Consider the following 19636-nt stretch of genomic DNA (forward strand, 5'->3'; position numbering starts at 1 on the left):
CGCCCTTATAGCTGCACACCGGAGAATGACATAAAGCCCAGCGCCATCAGACCCGTGGTAATAAAGGTGATCCCTAACCCGCGCAGACCCGCGGGCACGTTTGCGTATTTCATTTTTTCACGGATACCCGCCAACGCCACAATTGCCAGCAGCCAGCCGATGCCGGAACCTAAGCCGTAAACGATCGACTCGCTTAAGTTATAGTCACGCTGCACCATGAAGGAGACACCGCCAAAAATCGCACAGTTGACGGCAATGAGCGGCAGGAAGATCCCCAGCGCGTTATAGAGCGTCGGGAAGTACTTATCGAGGATCATCTCCAGGATCTGAACCAGCGCGGCAATAACGCCAATGAAGGTAATAAAGTTCAGAAAGCTCAGATCAACGCCTTCCACCAGCGCGCCGTCGCGCAGCACCAGGTTATACACCAGGTTATTGATCGGCACCGCCAGCCCAAGTACGACCGTTACCGCAACGCCGAGTCCGAAAGCGGTCGAGACCTTTTTCGATACCGCGAGGAAAGTACACATCCCAAGAAAGAAGGCCAGCGCCATATTTTCAACAAATACGGCGCGGACAAAAAGGCTAATATAATGAGCCATAATCGGTTACTCCTTTTCCTGTTGTTCAGGCTTCCAGCTGCGCACCGCCCAAATCAACAAACCGATAATGAAGAACGCACTGGGCGCCAGAAGAAACAGACCATTTGGCTGGTACCAGCCGCCGTTCTGCACCGTTTCCAGCACGGTAATACCGAATAGCTTACCACTGCCGATCAGCTCTCTCAGGAAACCGACAATGATTAGGATCGCCCCGTATCCCAGACCGTTGCCAATACCGTCCATAAAGCTCGCCAACGGCGGCGACTTCATGGCATAGGCTTCGGCGCGCCCCATCACGATACAGTTAGTGATGATCAAACCGACAAAAACCGAAAGCTGTTTCGAAATCTCATAGGCAAACGCGCGTAGCACCTGATCGACGACGATAACCAACGAAGCGATAATCGCCATCTGTACAATGATGCGCACGCTATTCGGAATGTGGTGGCGAATCATGGAGATAAACATGCTGGAGAATGCCGTAACCAGCGTCACCGCGATGGTCATTACAAAAGCGGTCTCCAGCTTGGTGGTCACCGCCAGCGCGGAGCAGACGCCCAGAACCTGCAGAGTGATAGGGTTATTAGCGATAAGCGGCCCCACCAGCACGCGCTTCATTTCTTTCATGTCGCCCAAATCAGCCATTATTCAGCTCCCCTTCTCGCACCTTTTGCAGGAATGGGCCAAAGCCGAGTTTGCCCATCCAGAAATCAAAGCTATGTTGCACGCCGTTTGACGTCAGCGTTGCACCCGACAGGCCATCAACGGCGTGCAGGTCGCCAGGACGCGCGCCGCCTTTGACGATTCTCAGCGCAGGCATCCCTTTATCATCAAGCACTTGTTTACCAACGAACTGCTGGCGCCAGTTGGGGTTTTCAATTTCCCCGCCCAGCCCCGGCGTCTCACCATGTTCGTAATAGGTGATCCCTTTGACCGTGCGGCCATCGGTTTCCAGCGCAACAAAAGCGTACATCACCGACCACAGGCCGTTACCGTAAATCGGCAGTACGACTTCCTGAATCTGCTGCTTTTCATCGCGCACCAGGTAAATTTCGGCAATATTACTGCGGCGTTTGATACCGGCAGGATCCTGACTCGCCTCCAGCTGTAAGCTCTGCTGAGGGTCTTTCAGGGCCTGGGCTTGATTAAACTTGCCCGGATCTTTATCCAGCAGCTCACCGCTGGCTAAATCGACTAAACGCGGAGAGATATGGGCCTTAAAAATGTCAGCCACTTCATCTGCGCTCATTCCCTGCTTCATCAGACCGGCAACCGCCAGGATATTGCGCTGTTTATCGAGAGCGCGCTGCTCCTGCTGGCGCGATTTTAGCCCCACGGCAGAACCGGCGACCACAATTGAGCAGACCAGACAAAGCACCAGCACCACCAGCAGCGTTTTGCCGATGCTATCGTTACTTTTATTCTCAGCCACGCGATTTCCTCCGCTTAATATTGGCCCGCACCACCAGGTAATCAAACAGCGGCGCGAAGAGGTTGGCGAAGAGGATCGCCAGCATCATCCCTTCCGGATAGGCCGGGTTGACCACGCGAATCAGGACGCACATCACACCGATCAGCAGGCCGTAGCTCCATTTACCTTTATCCGTAAACGACGCGGACACCGGGTCCGTCGCCATAAACATCATGCCGAAGGCAAAACCGCCGAGCACCAGATGCCAGTACCACGGCATGGCAAACATCGGGTTGGTATCAGAGCCTATAAAGTTAAACAGCGTCGCGGTGGCCACCATACCGATGAAAACCCCTGCGACAATGCGCCACGAGGCCACGCGACCAAAAATGATGATGGCGCCGCCGATGAGAATCATTAGCGTCGAGACTTCGCCAATCGACCCCGGTATATTGCCGAGGAAGGCGTCCATCCAGCTTACCGGCTGACCGGTAGAGACGTTAACCAGCGATTCACCGCCGCCGCTTGCCCACTGAGATAACGGCGTCGCGCCGGAGAAACCATCCGCCGCAGTCCACACCAGGTCGCCGGAAATTTGCGCCGGCCAGGCAAAGAATAAAAACGCGCGCCCCGCCAGCGCCGGGTTGAGAAAGTTACGCCCGGTTCCGCCAAAAATCTCCTTGGCCATGACGACGCCAAAGGTGATCCCGAACGCGGCCTGCCATAGTGGCAGCGATGGAGGCACAATCAGCGCGAACAGAATTGACGTCACGAAGAAGCCTTCGTTTATTTCGTGCTTGCGCACGATAGCAAACAAGACTTCCCAGAACCCGCCGACAAGAAACACGGTGATGTAGATAGGCAGGAAAAATACCGCCCCCAGGGTCATCATACTGAGCCAACCGGCGTCAGCGGTGAAGTTCACCCCCAACCACTGCGCGATGCTGTAGTGCCAGTTCCCGGCGATAACCTGCTGCAGTTGCTCGGCACCGTATAATTTATGCAGTGCCGGAATAGTCTGTAGGCCAACGTTATACATACCCCAAAACATCGCTGGGAAAACGGCAAACCACACCAGAATCATCATCCGCTTGAGATCGATGGCGTCTCTGACGTGCGCCGCGCCGCGCGTGACCTGCCCGGGGGTGTAGAACAGCGTCGCCGTCGCTTCAAACAGCGGATAGTATTTTTCCAGCTTGCCGCCGTGCGTAAAGTGCGGCTCAATTTTGTCAAACAGTTTCTTTAAGCCCATCACTTATCCTTCCTGCTCTATCTGGGTTAACACGCTGCGCAATGCCGGGCCATATTCGTACTTGCCAGGACATACGTAGGTGCAAAGCGCCAGGTCTTCTTCATCCAGTTCCAGGCAGCCCAGTGCCTGCGCGCTGTCAGTATCCCCCGCCAGCAAATCACGCAGCAGCATGGTGGGCAGAATATCCAGCGGCATCACTCGCTCATAGTTGCCAATCGGCACCATCGCCCGCTCACCGCCGTTGGTATTCGTCGAGAAATTAAATAGCTTACGCTTCATGAAATGGCCGAGCGTGGTGCGGGTAATGGAAAATTTATCTTTCCCGGGCATTACCCAGCCGAACAGCTCTTTCTCACGCCCCTCTTTTACGACGCTTATCTGTAAATGAAAGCGGCCAAGAAAAGCATGGGGCCCTTGAGCATGCGTTCCGCTGAGGACTGAACCAGAAATAACGCGGTTTTCATCATCCAGAAGTTCATCTGCCAGCAGTTCATCAAGGCTGGCGCCAGAGCAGGTCTTTAATAAACGAGGCTCTTTCACCTGCGGGCCGCCGAGCGCAACGATGCGTTCGCTAGACAACTCCCCTTCAAGGAACAATTTGCCAACGGCGATAACGTCCTGATAGTTAAGATGCCAGACCTGTTTTTTCAGGCTAACCGGCTCGAGAAAATGGATGTGGGTCCCGACCAGCCCGGCCGGATGCGGCCCGGCAAACTGGTTGAAGGTCACCTGGCCTACGGGATGCCCGCCAAGCTTGCCACCGCTGGCCTGGCAGACGTGGACCTTACCGTCGGTCAACCGCGTCAACAGGGTTAAGCCCGCGTCAAAAGCCTCGCGCTGGGCCAGAATGATTGGCTGAGGGTCTGCCGCCAGTGGATTTGTATCTATGGCGGTGACAAATATGGCCGCTGGAACGCTGGCTGGCGCGGGTATTTTGCTGAAAGGGCGGGTGCGAAACGCCGTCCACATCCCTGACTCCATCAGTTGCTGCTGCACGGCCTCGCGCGTCAACGCGGCAAGATCGGCTAATTCATAGCGGGGAAAATGAACGGCATCATCGCCATCTACGTCAATAACGACCGATTGCAGTACCCGCCGTTCGCCGCGATGAATGGCGCTGATGGTTCCACTCGCAGGGGCAGTAAATCGCACGCCAGAATTTCTTTTATCTTCAAACAGAAGTTGACCTTTTTGTACCCGGTCTCCTTCACGCACCGCCATCGAAGGGCGCATACCGATGTACTCTTCACCCAACAGCGCAACGCGCTTGACCGCAGTCTTCGAAGAAATCTGCTGTGATGGCATGCCAGCTATGGGCAAATTCAGCCCTTTCGTGATTTTAATCATATCGTTAGCAGGTATCCGTTACGTAAACCCCGGCATCAGACCGAGGCCAGCATAATTAATGGAAAATAAGAGGAAGAAAGGAACATCGTAGTCCTGATAATTCACAAGACGGGAGAGAAGCATCCTTTCTTACCCTGAGTATTTAGCGGAGCAAGTGTAACATTTCGTGAGCAGCGCCTGTAGACAAACTGCCATTAAGTCGTTCTAAAATGCGAGCTATTACGCAAAGTTCTGACTGCGCTTTACCTGAATATTCGCTATAACGGAAAACTAAAACGTAAACGTGGCACATCGTGCTTGCGAAAAAATGCCGTGATGCTAATGTGAGCGCTCTAAAACCAGAAAACTCTGATTTCGGGTCTCTCTTGCCGTCCTGGCAATGTGGTTATTTGTTTTATCAAGGAACAAGTAGTATGCGCAAAATCGCATTATTTATTGCGATGCTTCTGTTGCCGTGCGTTTCATTCGCAGGGCTACTTAGCAGTAACAGCTCGACAACACCGATGAGCAAAGAGTACAAACAGCAGCTCATGGGTTCGCCGGTCTACATTGAGATCTTCAAAGAAGAGCGCATGCTCGATCTTTACGTCAAGATGGGCGAAACATACCAGCTTCTCGACAGCTATCGGATCTGTAACTACTCCGGCGGGCTCGGTCCAAAGCAGCGCCAGGGCGATTTCAAGAGCCCCGAAGGTTTCTATAACGTTTCCCGCAATCAGCTAAAACCCGACAGCCGTTTCTACAAAGCGATCAATATCGGTTTCCCGAACGCTTACGATCGCGCGCATGGATATGAAGGGAAGTATCTGATGATTCACGGTGCCTGCGTATCCGTTGGCTGTTACGCCATGACCGATACCGGTATTGATGAAATCTTCCAGTTCGTCACCGGCGCGTTAGTCTTCGGCCAACCCAACGTTCAGGTGAGTATTTATCCTTTCCGCATGACCGATGCCAACATGGCGCGTCACAAATATTCCTACTTCGCGGATTTCTGGCAGCAGCTTAAACCCGGGTACGACTACTTCCGGCAGACGCATAAGCCGCCGGTGGTTTCGGTAGCCGATGGCCGCTACGTGGTGAGCAAACCGCTCAGCCACGAAGTTGTGCAGCCGCAGCTCGCGTCAAACTACTCGGTCCCCGAGGCAAAATAACGCCCACTCGCCTGGCATAATTTTATTCCAGGTTTCGTTGCCGGTCAGCGGCTGAGTGGCGATAACGGAGACCACATCATTCGGTGTGGTCTCGCGTTGAAAATCAATTTCTACATCCTGATCCAGCAGCGTCGCTACGCCAAACGGCGCCCGTCGCGTAATCCAGTATAAATTCGTCGAGCAGAACGCCATCACGTAGCGTCCATCGGAGAGCAGCATGTTAAATACGCCTTTTTCACGCAGCTCTCCGGCAAGCGTGGCGATAAAGCTGAATACCTCCACCATATCGCCCGGCATTTCCGGATAGCGCTCGGTGATGCTGTGCAGCAGCCAGCAAAACGCTTTTTCGCTATCGGTTTCCCCAATGGGATGCAGGTTGCCCGTCACGAGATTCTCATACCCTTCCAGTTGACCATTATGGGCATAAGTCCAGTTGCGTCCCCATAGCTCCCGGGTAAAGGGGTGAGTATTTTCCAGCGCAACGATACCCCGGTTGGCCTGGCGAATATGGGCAATGACCGAGCAGGACTTGATAGGATATTCTTGCACCAGCTTGGCTATGGGCGACTGAAAGCTAGGCTGCGGATCTTTAAATGTGCGACAGCCCTTACCTTCATAAAAAGTAATGCCCCAGCCGTCTTTATGCGGCCCGGTTCCGCCACCGCGCTGCACCAGCCCGGTAAAGCTGAAACAAATATCAGTTGGCACATTCGCGCTCATCCCGAGCAGTTCGCACATAGATCACCTCATACAACTTACTGAAACATAAAAGGCGTTATTGGTGCAGTCAGTTTGGACACGGCCAGCGCGCAGAAACCGGAGCGTACTTCATGTACGTGAGGATGATTCGCTACGCTCCCCCTTCGGCCCGCCCTGAAGGGCGTTCAAAACTCGGTGAGTTTTGTCTGAGCACTGCCCGGGTTCAAAATGGCTAACAAACTAGCCTTTTAAGCTTTAACCATCTCTTTTTCGATCAACATAATCAGAATATGAATCACTTTAATATGAATTTCCTGAATGCGGTCGGCGTAGCCAAAATGCGGTACGCGAATTTCGACATCCGCCGATCCCGCCATTTTACCGCCATCTTTTCCGGTCAGAGTAATCACTTTCATCCCCTGAGCGCGAGCGGCTTCGATCGCTTTGATTACGTTACCGGAGTTACCCGAAGTGGAGATCCCCAGTAATACGTCGCCTGCACGACCCACTGATTCTACGTAGCGAGAGAAAACATATTCATATCCGAAATCATTGCTGACGCAAGAGAGATGGCTCACGTCTGAAATCGCAATTGCCGGATAGCCTGGGCGGTTTTCACGATAGCGCCCGGTCAGTTCTTCCGCAAAATGCATCGCATCGCAGTGCGAACCGCCGTTACCGCAGGAAAGGACTTTGCCGCCAGCTTTAAAGCTATCCGCCAGCAGCACCGCAGCACGCTGAATCGCGTGAATGTTGGCTTCGTCCTGCAGAAAGTTAGCCAGCGTTTCAGCGGCTTCATTCAGTTCGTTACGAATAAGATCCTGGTACATGAGGATAATCCTTCAGTATTTGTGGGATAACCCAGGCAGTTTACCGGATAGCCGACGCAGCGAGAAGCAGCACGCGATGCAATCCCCTGTGCTTTTGATTTTATGTGCCGCATTTCCGTACAACAATGTGAGCAAGGTTGTAATTATTTTGTAAACACATTGCTAAAACAAATTACATCCACTACAACCATATCATCACAAGTGGTCAGACCTCCTACAAGACAGGGAGCATTTCTCTATGATGATTTTGAGTATTGTTGCAACCGTTGCTTTACTCGGTGCGCTCTTCTATCACCGAATCAATCTGCTGCTCAGCAGCGCAATTTTACTTGTCTGGACCGCCGCGCTCGGCGCTGCGGGGCTGTGGAATATCTGGCTGCTCATTCCGCTGGCGATCGTTTTACTGCCGTTCAACCTTGCGCCGATGCGTAAATCCATGATTTCAGTCCCGGCCTTCCGCGCTTTCCGTAAGGTCATGCCGCCGATGTCGCGCACCGAGAAAGAAGCGATTGACGCTGGCACAACCTGGTGGGAAGGCGATCTGTTTCGTGGCAACCCCGACTGGCAGAAACTGCACAACTATCCGCAGCCGCGCCTCACCGCTGAAGAACAAGCCTTTATTGACGGTCCGGTCGAAGAAGCCTGCCGTATGGCGAACGACTTCGAAATTACCCACGAGATGGCCGATCTGCCGCCGGAGCTGTGGGCCTATCTGAAAGAGCATCGCTTCTTCGCGATGATCATTAAGAAAGAGTACGGCGGACTGGAATTCTCCGCTTACGCGCAGGCTCGCGTCCTGCAAAAGCTGTCGGGCGTCTCCGGGATCCTGGCGATTACCGTCGGCGTACCGAACTCATTAGGCCCGGGCGAGCTGCTGCAGCATTACGGCACAGAAGAACAGAAAAACCACTATTTGCCGCGCCTGGCTCGCGGTCAGGAGATTCCTTGCTTCGCACTGACCAGCCCGGAAGCGGGTTCAGATGCCGGCGCCATTCCGGATACCGGCGTCGTCTGCATGGGCGAATGGCAGGGCCAGCAGGTGCTGGGAATGCGCCTGACCTGGAACAAACGCTACATCACCCTTGCGCCTATCGCCACCGTGCTGGGACTGGCGTTTAAACTCTCCGATCCAGATCGCCTGCTGGGTGGAGAAGAGGAACTGGGCATCACCTGCGCGCTCATCCCCACCAGTACCCCCGGTGTTGAAATTGGGCGTCGGCATTTCCCGCTGAACGTTCCGTTCCAGAACGGCCCGACCCAGGGGAAAGATATTTTCGTTCCTATCGATTACATTATTGGCGGCCCGTCGATGGCCGGCCAGGGCTGGCGGATGCTGGTTGAGTGTTTATCCGTGGGACGCGGCATCACCCTGCCATCAAACGCCACCGGCGGCCTGAAATCCGTCGCCATGGCTACCGGCGCCTATGCACACATTCGCCGTCAGTTCAAAATCTCTATCGGTAAAATGGAAGGGATCGAAGAACCGCTGGCGCGTATCGCAGGCAACGCCTACGTAATGGATGCCGCCGCCTCGCTGATTACCTACGGCATCATGCTTGGCGAAAAACCAGCGGTACTGTCGGCAATTGTGAAGTACCACTGTACTCACCGTGGTCAGCGCTCCATTATTGACGCAATGGATATTACCGGTGGTAAGGGCATTATGCTCGGCACCGGAAACTTCCTGGCGCGGGCCTATCAGGGCGCGCCGATCGCCATCACCGTTGAAGGGGCGAATATCCTGACCCGCAGCATGATGATCTTCGGTCAGGGAGCGATTCGCTGTCATCCGTACGTGCTGGATGAAATGGCGGCCGCGCAGAATAACGACGTTAATGCTTTCGATAAGCTGCTGTTTAAACACATCGGGCATGTGGGCAGCAATAAGGTACGCAGTTTCTGGCTGGGCCTGACCCGCGGTCTCACCAGCAGCACGCCGACTCGCGATGCCACTCGTCGTTACTATCAGCACATGAATCGCCTGAGCGCCAACCTGGCTCTGTTGTCCGATGTCTCAATGGCGGTACTGGGTGGTAGCCTGAAGCGTCGTGAAAGAATTTCTGCACGTCTGGGCGATGTACTGAGCCAGCTCTACCTGGCGTCGGCGGTCCTGAAACGCTATGACGATGAGGGGCGTAACGAAGCGGACTTACCACTGGTTCACTGGGGCGTGCAGGATGCGCTGTATCAGGCCGAACAGGCGATTGACGATCTGCTGGTCAACTTCCCGAATCGTCTGGTCGCCGGGGCGCTCCGCGTGGCTATCTTCCCGACCGGGCGTCACTACCTGGCGCCTTCAGACAAGCTGGATCATAAGGTAGCGAAAATCCTGCAGGTTCCGAGCGCGACGCGTTCCCGTATCGGCCGCGGTCAGTATCTGACGCCGAGCGAGCATAACCCGGTCGGCCTGCTGGAAGAGGCGCTGCTTGATGTTATGGCAGCAGACCCTATCCACCAGCGACTGTGCAAAGAACTGGGCAAGAATTTGTCGTTTACGCGTCTTGATGAACTGGCCGGTAATGCGCTGGCAAAAGGGTTAATCAATCAGGAAGAGGCGGACATCCTGGTCCGTGCGGAAACCAGCCGACTGCGCAGCATAAACGTCGACGATTTTGCCCCGGATGAACTGGCGACCCGCCCGGTAAAGCTGCCGGAGAAAGTGCGCAAGATCGAAGCGGCTTAAAAACGAAAAAATAAACACATCACGATCGAGGCGGGGATTTCCCCGCCTCTCTTTTTTCTGACAATTCAGCGGAAGGTATTTCCAGGGCTGTCATTCTTTTACAAAATATTCCCTGAGCCGTCCGTCGGCTGATATGGTGTTAAAGTCATTATAATTCCTCTCATCATACTGGAGTTCACCACCGTGCCCGGACTGAAAATTACCCTTTTACAACAACCGCTGGTGTGGATGGATGGTCCCGCCAACCTGCGCCATTTCGATCGTCAACTGGAAGGGATAACCGGGCGTGACCTCATTGTTTTACCCGAAATGTTTACCACCGGCTTCGCGATGGAGGCAGCAAAACAGTCGCTATCGCAAGAGGAAGTGGTTACCTGGATGGAAGCTAAAGCCGCGCAAACCAACGCGCTGATTGCCGGTAGCGCCGCGCTACAAACGGACCGCGGTCCGGTTAACCGTTTTTTGCTAGTTGAGCCCAACGGTCAAATCCATTTCTATGATAAACGACACCTGTTTCGCATGGCGGATGAACATCATCATTACGAGGCGGGTAACGAACGGGTTATTTTTGAATGGCGCGGCTGGAGAATTCTGCCGCTGGTGTGCTACGACCTGCGTTTCCCGGTGTGGTCACGCAACCATAACGACTACGATTTAGCGCTGTACGTTGCCAACTGGCCCGCCCCACGCTCAATGCACTGGCAGTCGCTGCTTGTCGCCAGGGCTATCGAAAATCAGGCTTATGTAGCCGGGTGCAATCGCGTCGGCACCGATGGCAACGGGCACCATTATCGGGGCGATAGCCGGATAATTACCCCGCAGGGCGAGATTATCGCCACGGCTGAGCCGCATCAGGCGACTCGCCTGGATGCTGAGCTTTCGCTGACGTCGCTAAAAGAGTATCGCGAGAAGTTTCCGGCCTGGCAGGACGCGGACCCCTTCACGCTCAACTAAGGCAAGCAAACCCGGGGAGCCAGGGCTCCCTTTCTTATGCCGCAAACGCGCGTTGGGCCCCGGCAGTAAAGCCAAATAAAGTTTACCTGTCACCCATCAATGCGGTTTGCGCAAGGCATGCAGGCTGCGCCGTGAGTCCGGCATATTGTCGAGGGGATGGAAGCGTGTCTGAAGGCCTGGCTCAGGAAACGGCACGGGCCAGAACGACGAAAGCCTGAATCATTGCTGATTCAGGCTTCCTGAATAGTGGCGGAACGGACGGGACTCGAACCCGCGACCCCCTGCGTGACAGGCAGGTATTCTAACCGACTGAACTACCGCTCCACTTACTGTTCCCTTGGGAACGAGGCGAATATTACGGATTCCCCTCTACCCCGTCAACGCTTTTTCTTCATTTTTGAATCGCTTGCTGCAAAAATCGCCCATCAGGCTATTTTTAGCGCGTTTACGGGCAAATCAGGCACGCCACAGGCAGCTTCCGCCTTTCTTTTGCACCAGATCGAGCCGCGATTCATGGTTCATCAGCTCTTCATCGGAGGCATAAACCACCCGTAATTTGCTGGCGGCGCGAACAACGCGTTGAATGCCCATTTCTCCGGCCTGCTGCTGACCTTCCCCTTCCATTGAGAAAGCCATCGTCGTCTGGCCGCCGGTCATCATCAAATAGACGTCGGCAAGAATCTGGGCATCGAGCAACGCGCCATGCAGCGTTCGCTTGCTGTTGTCTATTTCATAACGTGAACAGAGGGCATCAAGGCTGTTACGCTTGCCCGGGAACATTTTACGCGCCAGGGCCAGGCTGTCGGTCACCTTACAGAAGGTATCCGTCTTCGGAATTCCGCGATTCAGCTTCGCAAATTCATAATCCATAAAGCCGATATCAAACGATGCGTTATGGATGACCAGCTCCGCCCCGCGGATATAGTCGATGAACTCATCGACCACATCGCCAAACGCGGGCTTATCCATCAGGAATTCGTCCGCAATACCATGAACGCCAAACGCTTCAGGATCCACCAGCCGGTCCGGCTTTAAATAAACGTGGAAGTTGTTTCCGGTCAGGCGGCGGTTGATCACCTCCACCGCACCGATTTCAATTATCTTGTGCCCTTCATAGTGCGCACCAATCTGATTCATACCGGTGGTTTCGGTATCGAGAACGATCTGTCGCGTAATTGCAGTGCTCATAGCGGTCATTTATGTCAGACTTACCGTTTTACGTATCGATTTCAATTACAGGAAGTCTACCAGAGATGCTCAAACAGGTAGAAATTTTCACCGATGGTTCTTGCCTGGGAAATCCAGGCCCCGGCGGCTACGGTGCGATTTTACGCTATCGCGGGAAAGAAAAAACTTTTAGCGAAGGCTTTAACCTTACGACGAACAACCGCATGGAGATGATGGCCGCCATCGTCGCCCTGGAAGCGCTGAAAGAACATTGTGAAGTCATCCTCAGTACCGACAGCCAGTACGTGCGTCAGGGGATTACGCAGTGGATCCACAACTGGAAAAAACGCGGCTGGAAGACGGCGGACAAGAAACCGGTAAAAAATGTCGATCTCTGGCAGCGCCTGGACGCCGCGCTGGGTCAACACAAGATCAAATGGGAATGGGTTAAAGGCCACGCCGGGCATCCGGAAAACGAACGCTGCGACGAACTGGCGCGCGCGGCGGCATCTAACCCAACCCGGGACGACATCGGTTATCAGGCGGAAAGCTAATTCTGCCCCTTGCGCCACTGACGCGTGGCGCCTACCGCCTGCGGTATCCGTTTTTTTGCTTTGCCCGATTTCATCGGGTTTAGCGTCAACGGGATAGTGCGTTTACGGGCAATAATCAGCTGCAGACATCCCAACGCCGGGAGATGCGTACTGAGCATTTTCCCCCCGTGGCGCGACCAGGGAAGGACCTGATAGCCGCCATAGTGCATAACTTCAAAATTAAGCACCCCCAGCCAGTCCATCTGACGCGTTAAGGTGAACATGCGGCTGTTATAGGGGGGCTTATTGCGTAACACTGGCATCAGCTTACGTAACCCCATCAGGCTCATGGGATTAAAACTGGTTAAAATTATCCAGCCATCGTCGATCAGCACTCTATCCGCTTCCCGTAGCAGTCGATGCGGATCGCTGCACCACGGTAAGGTATGCGCCAGCAGGCAGGCATCAACCGACTTCTCGGCAAAAGGCAAATGCAGCGGATCGGCCTTTACCTGCACAGGATTTCCTTGTAAAGAGACATTCACCTGATGGGAAATCGCGCAGGATTCGGTATTGATTTCCGCGCTCAGATTGCCAATCTTAAGTAAATGAAAGCCATATAATTTAGCGAGCCAGGGCTTCATCTGCCGTTCCAGCGATTCGCGGTAGTATTCGCCCCACGGCATGCTGGACCAGTGCTCTGGCGCTGTAACTGTTTGAGGTATCCTTGCCGGCTTCATCGCAACCTTCCGCTACGCATTAGAGGTAATTTATGAATCTTATCAGTATTCCCGCATTTCAGGACAACTACATCTGGGTTCTTAGTGAAGATAGCGGGCGTTGCCTGATAGTCGACCCGGGCGAAGCCGCTCCAGTGCTCGCCGCCATTGAACAAAACCGCTGGCAGCCGGAAGCTATCCTGTTGACGCATCATCACCACGACCACGTTGGCGGCGTAAAACAACTGCGGGAAAAATTTCCGGCTATAGCGGTTTACGGACCGGCAGAAACCCAGGATAAAGGTACAACCCGCATCGTCAAGGACGGAGAAAGCATCTCTGTTTTGGGCCGTGAATTTTCTATTTTTGCCACGCCAGGTCACACTTTAGGACACATCTGTTTCTTCAGCGCACCTTATCTATTTTGTGGCGATACAATGTTTTCCGGCGGCTGCGGTAGACTGTTCGAAGGGACTGCAGAGCAGATGTATCAATCATTTAAGAAGATTAACGCCCTCCCTGATGAAACATTAATATGTTGCGCGCATGAGTACACTTTAGCAAATATGAAGTTTGCAATGAGCATCCTTCCCCATGATAGGGATATAAATGATTACTATCACAAAGTTAATGAGTTACGTGCAAAAAACCAAAAAACACTCCCCGTAATTCTGAAAAATGAGCGGCGTATAAATTTATTTCTGCGCACAGATGATGCTGATTTAATTAAAGAAATTAGCAAAGAAACAAATTTGCAACACTCTGCTCAGCGATTTGCATGGTTAAGGTCAAAGAAAGACGACTTCTGATATTTAATTCTTGTCTTCAGCCGACTTCACCGTTATCCTTGCTCGTCTTTTAAGCAACTATTGACACACACATGAAGGCACGAGCGATTTTACTCGCCTCTGTCCTGCTGGTGGGGTGCCAGGCGTCTAAGAACGATGGCACCGTACAACAGCACGCACAGAGCCTTTCTGCAGCGAGTCAAGGGGAAGCAAGCAAGTTCACAAGTCGAGCGCGCTGGTTAGATGATGGAACCTTCTACGCGCAAGACCAGGATCTGTGGACTTCGATAGGCGACGAGCTAAAGATGGGAATTCCGGAAAACGTCCGGATTCGCGAACAAAAACAGAAGTACTTAAGAAATAAGAGCTATCTCCACGATGTAACTTTACGTGCAGAGCCGTATATGTACTGGATAGCCGGGCAAGTTAAGAAACGTAACATGCCAATGGAGCTGGTATTACTACCCATAGTGGAGAGCGCTTTTGACCCGCACGCAACGTCTGGCGCCAATGCCGCAGGCATTTGGCAGATCATTCCGAGCACCGGGCGCAATTATGGTTTGAAACAGACCCGCAGTTACGATGCGCGTCGTGATATCGTTGCCTCAACCACGGCAGCGTTAAACATGATGCAACGTCTGAACAAAATGTTCGACGGCGACTGGTTGTTAACTGTCGCAGCATATAACAGTGGCGAAGGCCGGGTAATGAAGGCTATCAAAGCGAACAAATCACGGGGTAAACCCACCGATTTCTGGTCGCTGTCATTACCGCAGGAAACCAAAATATACGTACCAAAAATGCTGGCCCTGAGCGATATACTCAAGAACAGCAAGCGGTATGGCGTAAGGCTGCCGACGGCAGACGAAAGCCGTGCCCTGGCGCGTGTACGCCTCGACAGTCCGGTTGAGATTTCACAGTTGGCGGATATGGCAGGAATGCCCGTCAGCAAGTTGAAAACGTTCAATGCCGGCGTGAAGGGGTCGACTCTGGGTGCAAACGGCCCCAATTACGTACTGGTACCGCAGAAGCATGCAGCGCAGCTGCGTGAATCTTTGGCCTCAGGTGATATTGCCGCCGTGCAGCCGACGCTGCTGGCTGACAACAAGCCGTTGACCAGCCGCAGCTACCAGGTGCGCTCCGGTGACACCATCTCCGGCATTGCATCGCGTCTCGGCGTATCAACGAAAGATCTGCAGCAGTGGAACGGTATTCGCGGTTCTAACCTGAAGGTCGGTCAGAATCTGGTGATTGGCGCAGGCAGCAGCGCGGAACGTCTGGCGAACAATAGCGATAGCATTACCTATCGCGTACGTAAAGGCGACTCTCTGTCGAGCATTGCGAAACGTCATGGCGTGAACATCCGCGATGTGATGCGCTGGAACAGCGATACCGGCAACCTGAAACCTGGCGATCAGCTGACGCTGTTTGTGAAAAACAGCGACAGACCAGAATCCTGATGATTCAGCAGGCATTAAAAAAGGCACCCATGCGGTGCCTTTTGTTTTATCTCTGCGTTAGATGGCCTTATGGGCCTCAAACATAATCGTATCGCTGGTGAAAGAACCATCCTGCTGCAAGGCAAAATAGGCTTTGACCTCCGCCGATGCGCTCTCCTGGTATAAACGAATCGCTTCCGTCAGCGCCGCTGGCGTCCGCATCCGCGCGACCCAGGAGCTGAACTCCAGAGGCAGGCGATCGGTCAGCAGATGATTTATCACCAAACCGGCCTCACTCGCCATTGTCAGCCATTCGCCGCTGGAGTAGTTGCGAACATGGGAGGTATCGCGCAGCGCCTCAACCGTCTGCAGCCAGACGTCGCGAACAGGGTGACCGGGAGACATCACATCCATAATAATCATCACTCCGCCCGGTTTCAGCACCCGCTTCACTTCACGCAATGCCTGGCCAACATCATGCCAATGATGCGCAGAATAACGGCTGATCGCGACATCAAAGCTGGCATCAGCGAAAGGCAAAGATTCGGCATAGCCCTGCTGCGTGGCAATATTAGTAAAACCTTTATCCCTTGCGGCCTGAGCCACCACCTCCAGCATCTGGCTGGATAAATCATATGCCGTTACCTGGGCAACCTGCCCTGCCGCCGCAAAGCTGGCGTGTCCGGCACCGCATCCCATATCCAGCACGTGGGCCTGAGGGAAGTCCGCCAGCCGTTCGGCCAGTCGCTGCAGATCGCGCCCTGAAGCGTGTACGGCACTGCTCAGGTAGGCGCTGGCCTGTGAGCCAAACTGTTTTTCAACGTTGTCATGATGAGAGCGTGTTGTCATTGCATTGTCCTTCGGTTTTTTTTGAGTAATAAAGGCAGCACCATGCATACGCAGGCCTGCCCCATGGCAGGCCTGATGTACCTTAATTAATCAGGCTTGCCGGGACTGAATTCGACTAGTAGAGGGTTGTGATCGGAGGCGCGGGTCACCAGCACGGAAGCATCGTGCACGCTTAACCCCCGATAAAACACAAAATCAAGCGGACGACCAAAAGTGCGGCGGCGCTGATCGTCAGAGAAGCGGACTTCGCGCAGCGACATTTCACGCGCAAAGCGATACAAAGCGTTCATTCGCGGACGGCTCCAGGCGTTAAAGTCACCCGCCATTATCACCGGCCCGCTGTGATGGGCGATCTGGTCGCCAATCGGCAGCAACTGTTTGCTGTAGACATCAACGCCAAGACTAAAATTGACCGCGTGGATATTCACCACCATCAGCAGACGGGAATCCGGTAACGGGTAAACGGTGACCAACGCTGACTTTGCCAGCCGCAGGATAGGCTCTCGTTCGCGCAGAGGGCAGCAGTAAATGGGATGCGCGGAAGCTAACGTCATGACCCCGGAAGGATGTTGCGGGAGCACCAGAGCAGGAACCTGGTCCGCGGCCAGATAGTTGGACGTGGCGAATTTCACTAACTCAGGCGTGGTTTGCGCTTCCTGCAATAACACCAGGTGAGCATCTTTACCGAAATTATTAAGCACGGATTTCCACTCGGCGCGCTGTTGTTTGAAGATGTTCCACACCAGAACGCGGATTTTCTCATCCGAGCTTAACGGTACCCCGGCCGGAAATGCCGGAGTCATACCAGCAAACGACCCCGGAGGTAAGATTCTCTCCGCGGGTTGTCCGGCGACATAGCGCATGGCATAGGTATTCTTTCGCAATTTAGGCATCAAACCTCGATAACAGGAAACCAGCCCGACTGCAGCTGGTTCTTCTGTTATAGGGATTTTTGTATACACTTTCAATGCAATTTGCCAGAAACCTTTATCCTTCTACGGAAAGAGCCTTAGCACGGCGCCGAGGCCTATCGAGCCGCCCGCTGAGAACCACCAGTAACAGCGCGACCAGAACAATCAGCGCGCCAATCCACGGCGTCTGAGTCAGACCATAATGCTCTACCGTCTGACCGCCAATCACCGATCCTAAGGCAATCCCAATATTGAAGGCGGCAATATTCAGGCCAGAAGCAACGTCAACCGCGCCAGGGGTATACTGCTCCGCTTTCTGCACCACGTACACCTGCAGGCCCGGAACGTTACCAAAAGCAAAGATGCCCATCACCAATACCGTCGCCAGCGCCGCATACTGCAAACTGGCCGTAAATTGAAAGATCAGAAGTAAAGCAACTAACGCGGCAAAAATCAGCTTCAGCGCAGGCACGGCGCCGTGTTTATCCGCCAGCTTTCCGCCCCATACGTTGCCCACCGCCACAGAAACACCGTAACCCAGGAGGATCCAGCTAACGGCCGCCGGGCTAAATCCGGCAAGATCCTGCATCATCGGCGCCAGGAAGGTAAAAGCGGTAAATACGCCGCCATATCCCAAAGCAGTAATGGCGTAGATAATCAGTAAACGAGGATGGGTCAGAACCTGCAGCTGGGCGCGCAATCCCGCGCTGATGCGTCCAGGAATGTTATTCGGCACCAGAATAAGGCTGCTCATTAACGCGATGACGCCAAGGATCGACACGGCGAGGAACGTCTCACGCCAGCCAAAGTGTTGGCCGATAAAGGTACCTAAAGGCACGCCGGTCACTAGCGCAACGGTCAGACCGCCAAACATAATCGCAATCGCCGAAGCCGCTTTCTCTTTCGGTACCAGGCTGGTCGCAATTGTCGAGCCGATCGAAAAGAATACCCCATGCGCCAGCCCCGTCAGCAGGCGCGCCAGAACCAAAGTTTCATAACCTGGCGCCTGCCAGGCCAGCAGGTTACCGGCGGTAAACAGCGCCATTAACGCCAGCAGCAGTTGCTTACGCGGCATCCGCCCGGTCAGCGCGGTGAGCACCGGGGCGCCGATCGCCACGCCAAGTGCATAGATAGAAACCAGCAGCCCCGCAGAGGGAAGCGAAATAGCAAGTTGTTCTGCAATGGTGGGCACCAGGCCCACGATGACAAATTCGGTCGTGCCAATAGCAAAGGCACCGATAGTTAAGGCAAGTAGCGCCAGCGGCATAATGTACTCCGTATCAACATGATTAAGATGACACGTAGTATGAAGAGGTGTTTTAATAACAAAAATAGCCAAAGTATCAATAGAATTTTGCCACAGGTGCAATAATGAGAGCTACCTCAGAAGAAATCGCCATTTTTGTCGCCGTGGTTGAGAGCGGCAGCTTTAGTCGCGCAGCCGAACAACTAGGTCAGGCTAATTCCGCCGTCAGCCGGGCGGTGAAAAAGCTCGAATCAAAGCTCGGCGTGAGCCTGCTTAATCGTACGACCCGTCAGCTAAGCCTGACCGAAGAGGGGGAGCGTTATTTCCGTCGCATGCAGGTTGTGCTTCAGGAAATGGCCGCAGCCGAGAATGAGCTTCTGGAGAGCCGCACGACGCCAAGAGGCCTGTTACGTGTTGATGCCGCAACGCCGGTGATCCTGCATTTCCTGATGCCTTTGATAAGACCTTTTCGCGAGCGCTACCCGGAGATGAACCTTACGCTGGTCTCGTCAGAAACCTTTATCAATCTGATCGAGCGGAAAGTCGATGTCGCGATCCGCGCCGGCACGCTGACCGACTCCAGCCTGCGCGCCAGGCCATTGTTTAATAGCTACCGCAAAATTATTGCTTCACCGGACTATCTTGCTCGCCATGGAACGCCGCAAAGCGTCGCTGAGCTAAAACATCATCAGTGTCTGGGCTTTAGCGAACCCGTTTCATTGAATACATGGCCAATCTCCTGCTGCGATGGTCAGCTGCTTGAAATCGAAAGCGAGATATCTTCCAATAGCGGAGAAACGCTTAAGCAGCTATGCCTGGCCGGTAACGGAATCGCCTGTCTGTCGGACTATATGGTGGATAAGGAGCTTGCTGAAGGGGCGTTTGTCGAGCTGCTGGCTGACAAACGGTTGCCGATTGAAATGCCGTTTAGTGCGGTTTACTACAGCGACAGGGCCGTAAGCACGCGGATCAGAGCCTTTATCGACTTTCTTAGCGAACATGTAAAACAGCTCCCGAAGGAGCTGTAACAGGGTTGTAGAGTAACGATGGGG

19 protein-coding genes and 1 tRNA gene are annotated in these 19636 nt (G+C 53.8%); 7 read left to right on the forward strand and 13 right to left on the reverse strand.

The features are described 5' to 3' along the window. Positions 1–5 precede the first annotated feature (5 nt). The 5 genes from nqrE to K7H21_RS22745 are packed head-to-tail and all read right to left on the reverse strand — an operon-like array spanning position 6 to position 4612. The gene (nqrE, locus tag K7H21_RS22725; protein ID WP_004129181.1) at positions 6–602 is read right to left on the reverse strand and encodes an NADH:ubiquinone reductase (Na(+)-transporting) subunit E; all 597 of its coding nucleotides are present in this window, start codon (positions 600–602) and stop codon (positions 6–8) included. Positions 603–608: 6 nt separating this feature from the next. Then, positions 609–1247 (reverse strand): NADH:ubiquinone reductase (Na(+)-transporting) subunit D, encoded by a 639-nt coding sequence (locus tag K7H21_RS22730; protein ID WP_004099162.1) that lies wholly within the window; start codon positions 1245–1247, stop codon positions 609–611. Then, positions 1240–2034 carry a Na(+)-translocating NADH-quinone reductase subunit C gene (locus tag K7H21_RS22735; protein WP_004129178.1) on the reverse strand — a complete coding sequence of 265 codons (795 nt, stop codon included), beginning with the start codon at positions 2032–2034 and terminating at the stop codon, positions 1240–1242. Before K7H21_RS22735 ends, K7H21_RS22730 begins: the two co-directional genes overlap by 8 nt. After that, on the reverse strand, positions 2027–3265 hold the full coding sequence (locus tag K7H21_RS22740; RefSeq protein WP_004129175.1) for an NADH:ubiquinone reductase (Na(+)-transporting) subunit B: 1239 nt from the start codon (positions 3263–3265) through the stop codon (positions 2027–2029). Before K7H21_RS22740 ends, K7H21_RS22735 begins: the two co-directional genes overlap by 8 nt. Positions 3266–3268: 3 nt before the next feature. After that, entirely contained in the window at positions 3269–4612 is a 1344-nt protein-coding gene (locus tag K7H21_RS22745) for a Na(+)-translocating NADH-quinone reductase subunit A (RefSeq protein ID WP_223035388.1), read from the reverse strand. 413 nt (positions 4613–5025) lie between these two features. On the opposite strand from K7H21_RS22745, the gene dpaA reads away from it, so the two are divergent. Next, entirely contained in the window at positions 5026–5766 is a 741-nt protein-coding gene (gene dpaA / locus K7H21_RS22750; protein WP_004129169.1) for a peptidoglycan meso-diaminopimelic acid protein amidase, read from the forward strand. Here dpaA and K7H21_RS22755 read toward each other — a convergent pair. Further along, positions 5737–6504, reverse strand: coding sequence for a class II glutamine amidotransferase (locus K7H21_RS22755; protein WP_004129167.1), 768 nt, complete (start codon positions 6502–6504; stop codon positions 5737–5739). The two genes, dpaA and K7H21_RS22755, sit on opposite strands and share 30 nt — an antisense overlap. A 209-nt stretch (positions 6505–6713) precedes the next feature. After that, positions 6714–7295 (reverse strand): D-sedoheptulose 7-phosphate isomerase, encoded by a 582-nt coding sequence (gene lpcA, locus K7H21_RS22760; RefSeq protein WP_004099149.1) that lies wholly within the window; start codon positions 7293–7295, stop codon positions 6714–6716. 238 nt (positions 7296–7533) lie between these two features. Between lpcA and fadE the strand changes: the two genes are divergently transcribed. Together fadE and K7H21_RS22770 are read left to right on the forward strand one after the other, a co-directional pair. Then, on the forward strand, positions 7534–9978 hold the full coding sequence (gene fadE, locus K7H21_RS22765) for an acyl-CoA dehydrogenase FadE (protein ID WP_004129165.1): 2445 nt from the start codon (positions 7534–7536) through the stop codon (positions 9976–9978). Positions 9979–10161: 183 nt separating this feature from the next. Beyond that, positions 10162–10932: an amidohydrolase gene (locus K7H21_RS22770; protein WP_087828258.1), complete on the forward strand. Its 771-nt coding sequence runs from the start codon at positions 10162–10164 to the stop codon at positions 10930–10932. A 247-nt stretch (positions 10933–11179) separates the two neighbouring features. Here K7H21_RS22770 and K7H21_RS22775 read toward each other — a convergent pair. Further along, positions 11180–11256 (reverse strand) — tRNA-Asp (locus tag K7H21_RS22775). A 132-nt stretch (positions 11257–11388) separates the two neighbouring features. Continuing rightward, the gene (gene dnaQ, locus K7H21_RS22780) at positions 11389–12120 is read right to left on the reverse strand and encodes a DNA polymerase III subunit epsilon (protein ID WP_004133854.1); all 732 of its coding nucleotides are present in this window, start codon (positions 12118–12120) and stop codon (positions 11389–11391) included. 65 nt (positions 12121–12185) lie between these two features. Between dnaQ and rnhA the strand changes: the two genes are divergently transcribed. Continuing rightward, on the forward strand, positions 12186–12653 hold the full coding sequence (gene rnhA / locus K7H21_RS22785) for a ribonuclease HI (RefSeq protein ID WP_004129160.1): 468 nt from the start codon (positions 12186–12188) through the stop codon (positions 12651–12653). On the opposite strand, the gene K7H21_RS22790 is transcribed toward rnhA, so the two are convergent. Continuing rightward, positions 12650–13372 (reverse strand): class I SAM-dependent methyltransferase, encoded by a 723-nt coding sequence (locus K7H21_RS22790; RefSeq protein WP_142473614.1) that lies wholly within the window; start codon positions 13370–13372, stop codon positions 12650–12652. The two genes, rnhA and K7H21_RS22790, sit on opposite strands and share 4 nt — an antisense overlap. Positions 13373–13404: 32 nt before the next feature. On the opposite strand from K7H21_RS22790, the gene gloB reads away from it, so the two are divergent. Together gloB and mltD are read left to right on the forward strand one after the other, a co-directional pair. Then, complete coding sequence (gene gloB, locus K7H21_RS22795; RefSeq protein WP_004129157.1) at positions 13405–14160, forward strand: hydroxyacylglutathione hydrolase; 756 nt, start codon at positions 13405–13407, stop codon at positions 14158–14160. 71 nt (positions 14161–14231) lie between these two features. Continuing rightward, positions 14232–15599: a murein transglycosylase D gene (gene mltD / locus K7H21_RS22800; RefSeq protein ID WP_004129156.1), complete on the forward strand. Its 1368-nt coding sequence runs from the start codon at positions 14232–14234 to the stop codon at positions 15597–15599. Positions 15600–15656: 57 nt separating this feature from the next. On the opposite strand, the gene K7H21_RS22805 is transcribed toward mltD, so the two are convergent. The 3 genes from K7H21_RS22805 to K7H21_RS22815 all read right to left on the reverse strand — a co-directional run bounded on the left by K7H21_RS22805 (position 15657) and on the right by K7H21_RS22815 (position 18605). Next, positions 15657–16427: a class I SAM-dependent methyltransferase gene (locus K7H21_RS22805; protein WP_004129155.1), complete on the reverse strand. Its 771-nt coding sequence runs from the start codon at positions 16425–16427 to the stop codon at positions 15657–15659. Positions 16428–16513: 86 nt separating this feature from the next. Beyond that, positions 16514–17311 carry an endonuclease/exonuclease/phosphatase family protein gene (locus K7H21_RS22810; RefSeq protein WP_024359141.1) on the reverse strand — a complete coding sequence of 266 codons (798 nt, stop codon included), beginning with the start codon at positions 17309–17311 and terminating at the stop codon, positions 16514–16516. 103 nt (positions 17312–17414) lie between these two features. Next, positions 17415–18605: an MFS transporter gene (locus K7H21_RS22815; RefSeq protein ID WP_004129154.1), complete on the reverse strand. Its 1191-nt coding sequence runs from the start codon at positions 18603–18605 to the stop codon at positions 17415–17417. A 104-nt stretch (positions 18606–18709) separates the two neighbouring features. Between K7H21_RS22815 and yafC the strand changes: the two genes are divergently transcribed. Then, a complete protein-coding gene (yafC, locus tag K7H21_RS22820) occupies positions 18710–19612 on the forward strand; it encodes a DNA-binding transcriptional regulator YafC (RefSeq protein WP_004129153.1) in 903 nt (300 codons plus the stop codon). The last annotated feature ends 24 nt before the right edge of the window (positions 19613–19636 follow it).

It is taken from the genome of Klebsiella sp. CTHL.F3a (genome assembly GCF_019890895.1).
GTDB lineage: Bacteria > Pseudomonadota > Gammaproteobacteria > Enterobacterales > Enterobacteriaceae > Klebsiella > Klebsiella grimontii.